The organism is Arenimonas sp. (genome assembly GCF_022842045.1).
Lineage (GTDB): Bacteria > Pseudomonadota > Gammaproteobacteria > Xanthomonadales > Xanthomonadaceae > Arenimonas.
Genome location: NZ_JALHQI010000105.1, coordinates 1 through 6,450 on the forward strand (window position 1 = coordinate 1; position 6,450 = coordinate 6,450).

The following is a 6,450-nucleotide window of genomic DNA, read 5'->3' on the forward strand; positions in this document are numbered from 1 at the left end:
ACGATGCAGGCCTTGCCCTGGACCCGGTTCATGGCGTGTCTCCTCGTGAAGTGGGGGGCTTGCAGTGTGCCGCGGCGGCGGCCGGCCCGGTTTGACGCAGGTCATGCGGGTCGCCGGCGACGCGCCGCGAGCCGGTAAACTGCCGCGATGATCCCGCTGCCCGCCCCCGAAGCCACCCGCCTGACCGTCGCGCCGATGATGGACTGGACCGACCGGCACTGCCGCGTCTTCCACCGCCTGCTGGCGCCCAATGCCCGGCTTTACACCGAGATGGTGCACGCGCAGGCCGTCAACCACGGCGATCGCGACCGGCTGCTGGGCTTCGACCCGATCGAGCATCCGGTCGCACTGCAGCTCGGCGGCAGCGATCCGGCGCACCTGGCCGAGGCCAGCCGCATCGGTGCCGACTGGGGCTACGACGAAATCAACCTCAACGTCGGCTGCCCGTCCGACCGCGTGCAGGCCGGCCGCTTCGGCGCCTGCCTGATGCGCGAGCCGCGGCTAGTGGCCGAGTGCGTCGCCGCGATGGCCGCTGCCTCGCCGGTGCCGGTGACGGTGAAGTGCCGGCTGGGCGTGGACGAGATGGAGGATTACGACGTGTTCCTCGCCTTCGTCGACACCGTCGCCGCGGCGGGCTGCGGCCTGTTCGTGGTGCACGCGCGCAAGGCCTGGCTGCAGGGGCTGAGCCCGAAGGAAAACCGCGAGATCCCGCCGCTGCGCTACGACTGGGTGCACCGCCTCAAGCGCGAGCGCCCGAAGCTGCGGATCCTGCTCAACGGCGGCCTGGCCACGGTCGAGGACGCCGTGGCGGCGCTGGACCACGTGGACGGCGTGATGATCGGCCGCGCCGCCTACCACGAGCCTTACCGCCTGCACCTGATGGACCAGGCGATGTTCGCGCCGGGCGCACCGCCGCGCGAGCGCGCCGAGCTGCTGCGTTCGCTGCGGCCCTACATCGAGGCGCAGCGAAGCCGCGGCGTCGCGCTCAAGCACATCAGCCGGCACCTGCTCGGGCTGTTCCACGGCCAGCCGGGCGGGCGCGCGTTCCGCCAGGTGATCAGCGAAGGCGCGCCGCGCCCGGGCGCGGGCTGGGAGCTGATCAAACAGGCGCTGGCGATGACCGCACGCGCGGAGCGGGCCGCGTGATCACCCGCGATGCCGCGGCCTTCCTTGCCCACGCCCGCGCGCTGGCCCCGGATTTCGGTCCCGCCTGCGCGGCGGCGGCTTTCCTCGTCACCCCGGAGGGCTTCGCCCTGGCCGAACAGTCGGCCAGCGACAACGCCTACATGGATCTTTCGCAGGCCGTGGACCCGGCGCGCGCGCTGGACCAGCACCGCGGCCTGCAGCGCGCGCTGTCGCAGGACCGGCCGGTCGTGGCCTTCCCGGGCGATCCGGCCGCGCCCGACGGCCTGTTCCCGAACAACGTCTTCGCCACCGCGCCGGGACGGCTGCTGATTGGCCGCATGCGCCACGCGGTGCGGCAGCGCGAGGCCGAGCGCGCCGACATCCGTGGCTTCTTCCGCGCGATGGGCCGCCGGGAAACCGACCTTCGCGACCGGCCCGGCGTCTGCGAGCTCACCGGCTCCGTGGTCATCGACCGCGCCCGCGGCATCGCCTTCGCCGGCCTGGGCGAGCGCTGCGACGCCGACGGCGCGGCCGCGCTGCACGAAGCCCTGGGCCTGCGCGCGACCCTGCTGTTCGACCTGGCGCCGGGCGAGTACCACGCCAACGTGGTGGTGAGCGTGCTGGCCGGCCGCGCCCTGGTGGTCTGCCCGGCCGGTTTCGCCGACCCCGCGGTGGCCGCGGCCATCGCCGGCATTTACGCCCCGGCCGTGGTGGTGCTGGACCCGGCGCAGAAGGCGGCCTTCGCCGGCAACTGCATCGCGCTGGCGCCGGGGCGCGCCTGGTTCAGCGCGGCGGGGGCGGCGGCGCTGCACGATGGGCAGCGCGCCGTGCTGGCTGCCGCCGGCCTCGCGGTCGGCGCCGTGCCGCTGGACGAGATCGAGAAGGCCGGTGGCTCGCTGCGCTGCTGCGTGGCTGAAATCTACTGAGCGCTGAACCCCGCCCGCCGCCAAGTTATTGACGGGCTTAGGGTTCAGAGAGGATTCACTGCCTGCCGCCCAGACTTCGCCGCATGGTCCGGCTGGCTAGCGGACCCCCTTGGAGCTAGTATCCCGACGATGCCGACCGCCCTTCGCCCCGTGCTGCTGCTGCTCGCCTTCGTGGCGATGGCGCCCGTGCACGCGCAGCAGGCCGAGGAGCCGCCGCCGACCCATCGCGACGACGCCGGCGCCCGCGTGCGCCAGGTCGAGCGCGACGGCGGCCGGGTGCTGCAGGCCGAGCCGATGCAGCGCGGCGGCCGCCAGGTCTACCGCCTCAAGGTGCTGACCCCGGAAGGCCGCGTGCGCGTGCTGCAGGACCAGGACGCGGCTTCCATGCGTCCGCCGCCGCGCGAGGCGCGGTTCCAGCTGCGCGAGCGCGAAGGACGCCGGGACAGCCTGATCCGCCCACGCCCCCAGGTCCGCAGCGAGCCACCCGCCGCCGACCCGGGCCCGCCCCCGCGCGGCGACGACATGCCGCGCGAGCGCGACTGATTCGATCCCGTTCCTGTTTCGCCTGCCCGCAAGGGTCGGCCCCTGTCGAAAGGAGACGACATGCGCGTACTGCTGGTCGAGGATGAAGCCCCGCTGCGCGAGACCCTGGCTGCGCGACTCAAGCGCGAGGGTTTCGCCGTGGATACCGCCGGTGACGGCGAGGAAGGCCTGTACCACGGGCGCGAAGTGCCGTTCGACATCGCCGTGATCGACCTGGGCCTGCCCAAGATGTCGGGCATGGACCTGGTGAAGGCGCTGCGCGCCGAGGGCCAGAAGTTCCCGATCCTGATCCTGACGGCGCGCTCGAGCTGGCAGGACAAGGTCGAGGGCCTGAAGTCCGGCGCCGACGACTACCTGGTCAAGCCCTTCCACGTCGAAGAGCTGCTGGCGCGCATGAACGCGCTGCTGCGCCGCGCCGCGGGCTGGTCCAAGCCCTCGCTCGACTGCGGCCCGGTCAAGCTCGACCTCTCGGCCCAGACGGTCACGGTCAACGGCGTCGGCGTCGACCTGACCAGCTACGAGTACAAGGTGCTCGAGTACCTGATGCTGCACGCGGGCGAGCTGGTCTCGAAGGCCGACCTGACCGAGCACATCTACCAGCAGGACTTCGACCGCGATTCGAACGTGCTCGAGGTCTTCATCGGCCGCCTGCGCAAGAAGCTCGACCCGGAAGGCGAGATCAAGCCGATCGAAACCGTCCGCGGCCGCGGCTACCGCTTCGCCATCCCGCGCGACGAGTAAGCCGCCTTGCGCGGCTGGCGCACGCTATCGCTGCAGGCCCGACAGCTGCTGGCGGCCAGCCTCGCGCTGGTCGCCTTCCTGGGCCTGACCGGCTACGCGCTCGACCGCGCCTTCGTCGACACCGCGCAGAACGCCCTGCGCGAGCGGCTGGCCGACCTGGCCAACGGCTATCTCTCCGGCAGCGAGCTGGACCGCAGCCGCGCCTTCATCTCGCCGGAAACGCCGCCCGACATCCGCTTCATGATCCCGGGCAGCGGCCTGTACGCCAGCGTGCGCGGCGACGGCCTGCGCTGGGAGTCGGCGTCCTCGCTGGGCCGCTCGCTGCCGCCGGTGGCCTTCCTCGAGCCCGGCGAGCGCCGCTTCGAAGGCCCGTTGCGCATCATCGACGCGCGCGGCATGGAGAACAGCGTCTACGCCTATTCGATCGGCGTGATCTGGGAATCGGCCGGCGACTTCCGCCTGACCTTCAGCGTCTACGAGGACGCCGCCCAGATCCAGGACCAGGTCAACGTATTCCGGCGCGCGCTGTGGGGCTACCTCGGCCTGGCGGCCGGCCTGCTGCTGATGGTGCAGGTGCTGGTGCTGCGCTGGAGCCTGCTGCCGCTGCGCAACGTCGAGCGCGAGCTGGCGCGGGTGCGCAAGGCGCAAAGCCAGCGGCTGTCCGGCCGCCATCCGCGCGAGCTGGAATCGATCACCGAATCGATCAACAACCTGATCGAGTCCGAGCGCAGCCACCTCGAGCGCAGCCGCAACACGCTTTCGGACCTCGCCCACAGCCTGAAGACGCCGCTGGCCGTGCTGCGCTCGCGGCTGGAGGCCGGCGCCAGCCACGATGAGCTGCGCACCGAGGTGGCGGCGCAGGTGCAGCGCATGAACGAAATCGTCTCCTACCAGCTCTCGCGCGCGGCGCGCAGCGGCCACGCCCTGTTCGCGGCGCCGATCGAGATCGAGCCGCGGGCCGAGGAGATCGTCGCCGGCCTCGAGAAGGTGTACGCGGCCAAGGGCGTGCTGTGCGAGTTCGAGATCGACCCCGCGGCGCGCTTCCACGGCGAGCTGGGCGACCTGCAGGAGCTGATGGGCAACCTGCTCGAGAACGCCTTCAAGTGGGCGAACAAGCGCGTGCTGCTGGTGGTGCAGGTGGAGGCGGCCGCGGCCAACCAGCGGCCCGGCGTGAGCTTCATCGTTGACGACGACGGCCCGGGCATCCCGGAGGACGCGGTCGAGCGCCTGCTGCAGCGCGGCGTGCGCGGCGATGAGCGCGTGCATGGCCACGGCATCGGCCTGTCGATCGTCCAGGACATCGTGGCCGCCTACCGCGGCCAACTGGTGGTGGAGCGCGCGCCCGAACTCGGCGGCGCCCGCTTCCGCGTGCGCATTCCGCCGGCGTTCTGAGGCTGCCGGACGCGGCGGCGGCCTTGCGCCGCTGGCGGCGTCAGGCCGCGGGAATCGGCGAGCGCCCGTAGAAGCGCTGGAGGTGGGCGGCCACGGCCGGCATCTCCCCGGCCAGCAGGGCCGGTGCGGAGAAGTGGTATTCGCTGGTGACCGCGAAGAATTCCTCGGGTGCTTCGGCCGCGTAGGGATCGATCGGGGTGTCTTCGCCGGCATCCACGCGCGCGCAGAAGGCCTCGTAGGCGGCCTGGAAATCGCGGGCCCACTCCCGCTGCCAGGCCGCGGGCAAGGGCGGGGTGCCGTCCATCGCGCCGTCGAGTGCGTCGAGCTTGTGCGCCATTTCGTGCACCACCAGCTGGAATCCGGCCTCGGGTTCGGCCAGGTCGGCCACGATGTCGTCCCAGGACAGCACCAGCGGGCCCTGGTCCCAGGCTTCGCCGGCGAGCTCGTCTTCCCACTCGGCGACCACGCCGGTGTCCTCGTCGTGGTGCCGGCGATGCACGCGGAAGGCGCCCGGATAGACGATCACTTCCGACCAGCCGCGCAGGCCCTCGTCGCCGAATTCGAGCAGCGGCAGGCAGGCGAGTGCGGCCAGCCGGCGCTTCTGCCGCGGCGACAGGGCAAGCCCGTGCACCGGCGTGATCGCCTTGCGGGCCAGGAAGCGGGCGACGAGCGTGAACAGGCGCCCGCGGCGCGTGTCGTCCAGGCGCGCTAGCCACGGAAGGTCGGCAAGCAGGTCCGCGGCGTCTTCGGAGGGGAGCGCGGGCGGGGCGGGCAGCAGGCGGCGGAGCAGCGACTTCATGCCCGCAGCCTGCGGGCGAAGCGCACGACAGGCAAGGCGTGGGCCTTAGCGGATCATGCCCGGCAGCAGGCTGTGCCAGCGCGGGCCGCTGCGGGTGCCGGCGGCCCGCGGACGCACCGGCGCCGGCGAGCCCGGGCGGGTGGCGGTGGTGGTGCCGTCCGCATTGGCCGGCGGCTCGCCGGAGGCCGGCTTGGCCTTGGTGCAGCCCGGCGCCTCGGATTCGACCGGCACGGGTTCGGCGGCAAGCGCGGCCGGGACGGCGAGGGCGAGGCTGAGGGCGAGCAGCATGCGGTACATGGCGGACACCTGCGGTGGGGGACGTCCCTTGGGATGCCGCGGCGGCCCCGAGGGTTGCAAGCCCGGATTCTAACTCCGTTTCCCGGCCGCCGCCGGCTGCCCCGGATGCGGCGGCGCAGCATGGCCGCCGGCGCGGTTTTTGCGGCAGACTCCGGCAGCCCATGAACGCCGCATTCCTTGAATCGCCCCGCCCTCTGATCCGCGGCCCCGCGCTCCGGCGCGCCCTGATCGCCGGTGCCCGCCGGGTCATCGCCCAGCGCGAGCAGCTCAACAAGATCAACGTCTTCCCGGTGCCCGACGGCGACACCGGCAGCAACCTGGCCTTCACCCTCGGCGGCGTGCTGGCCGGCGCGCTCAGCCGCCGCACCCAGGGCGCCGGCGACCTGCTGCGGCGGGTCGGCGAGGACGCGGTGGACGGCGCCCGCGGCAACTCCGGCGCCATCCTGGCGCAGTTCCTCACCGGCGTCGCCGAAGCCGCCGGCAGCGCCCGCGCGCTCGAGCCCGAGGCCCTGGCCCGCGCCATCCGCGCCGGCGCCGCGTCGGCGCGGCAGGCGCTGTCGGAGCCGCGCGAGGGCACCATCATCAGCGTCATCGCTGCCTTCGCCGAGGCGCTCGAGCAACCGGGTG

Annotated in this window: 8 protein-coding genes; 6 read left to right on the top strand and 2 right to left on the bottom strand. The window is 72.9% G+C overall.

The annotated features are described in order from the left end of the window. Positions 1-147 precede the first annotated feature (147 nt). From dusA to Q0C12_RS14355, 5 genes are all read left to right on the top strand, one after another. Entirely contained in the window at positions 148-1,146 is a 999-nt protein-coding gene (gene dusA / locus Q0C12_RS14335; RefSeq protein ID WP_290891369.1) for a tRNA dihydrouridine(20/20a) synthase DusA, read from the top strand. Beyond that, positions 1,143-2,051 carry an arginine deiminase-related protein gene (locus tag Q0C12_RS14340; RefSeq protein WP_290891372.1) on the top strand — a complete coding sequence of 303 codons (909 nt, stop codon included), beginning with the start codon at positions 1,143-1,145 and terminating at the stop codon, positions 2,049-2,051. The genes dusA and Q0C12_RS14340 overlap by 4 nt, the downstream gene beginning before the upstream one ends. Before the next feature lie 129 nt (positions 2,052-2,180). Then, positions 2,181-2,594 carry a hypothetical protein gene (locus Q0C12_RS14345; protein WP_290891374.1) on the top strand — a complete coding sequence of 138 codons (414 nt, stop codon included), beginning with the start codon at positions 2,181-2,183 and terminating at the stop codon, positions 2,592-2,594. Between the two features lie 60 nt (positions 2,595-2,654). Further along, positions 2,655-3,335 (top strand): response regulator transcription factor, encoded by a 681-nt coding sequence (locus Q0C12_RS14350; protein ID WP_034214380.1) that lies wholly within the window; start codon positions 2,655-2,657, stop codon positions 3,333-3,335. 6 nt (positions 3,336-3,341) lie between these two features. Next, complete coding sequence (locus Q0C12_RS14355) at positions 3,342-4,727, top strand: ATP-binding protein (protein ID WP_290891377.1); 1,386 nt, start codon at positions 3,342-3,344, stop codon at positions 4,725-4,727. Positions 4,728-4,767: 40 nt separating this feature from the next. On the opposite strand, the gene Q0C12_RS14360 is transcribed toward Q0C12_RS14355, so the two are convergent. Next, the gene (locus Q0C12_RS14360) at positions 4,768-5,526 is read right to left on the bottom strand and encodes a M90 family metallopeptidase (RefSeq protein WP_290891379.1); all 759 of its coding nucleotides are present in this window, start codon (positions 5,524-5,526) and stop codon (positions 4,768-4,770) included. A gap of 45 nt (positions 5,527-5,571) precedes the next feature. Beyond that, on the bottom strand, positions 5,572-5,823 hold the full coding sequence (locus tag Q0C12_RS14365; RefSeq protein ID WP_290891382.1) for a hypothetical protein: 252 nt from the start codon (positions 5,821-5,823) through the stop codon (positions 5,572-5,574). Positions 5,824-5,984: 161 nt separating this feature from the next. Here Q0C12_RS14365 and Q0C12_RS14370 point away from each other — a divergent pair. After that, the coding region (locus tag Q0C12_RS14370; protein WP_290891384.1) for a DAK2 domain-containing protein at positions 5,985-6,450 on the top strand (466 nt) is incomplete at its 3' end.

Coding starts and splice junctions, on each gene's coding strand:
- dusA (WP_290891369.1), top strand. CDS start 148: ATGATCCCGCTGCCCGCCCCCGAAGCCACCCGCCTGACCGTCGCGCCG.
- Q0C12_RS14345 (WP_290891374.1), top strand. CDS start 2,181: ATGCCGACCGCCCTTCGCCCCGTGCTGCTGCTGCTCGCCTTCGTGGCG.
- Q0C12_RS14360 (WP_290891379.1), bottom strand. CDS start 5,526: ATGAAGTCGCTGCTCCGCCGCCTGCTGCCCGCCCCGCCCGCGCTCCCC.
- Q0C12_RS14365 (WP_290891382.1), bottom strand. CDS start 5,823: ATGTACCGCATGCTGCTCGCCCTCAGCCTCGCCCTCGCCGTCCCGGCC.
- Q0C12_RS14350 (WP_034214380.1), top strand. CDS start 2,655: ATGCGCGTACTGCTGGTCGAGGATGAAGCCCCGCTGCGCGAGACCCTG.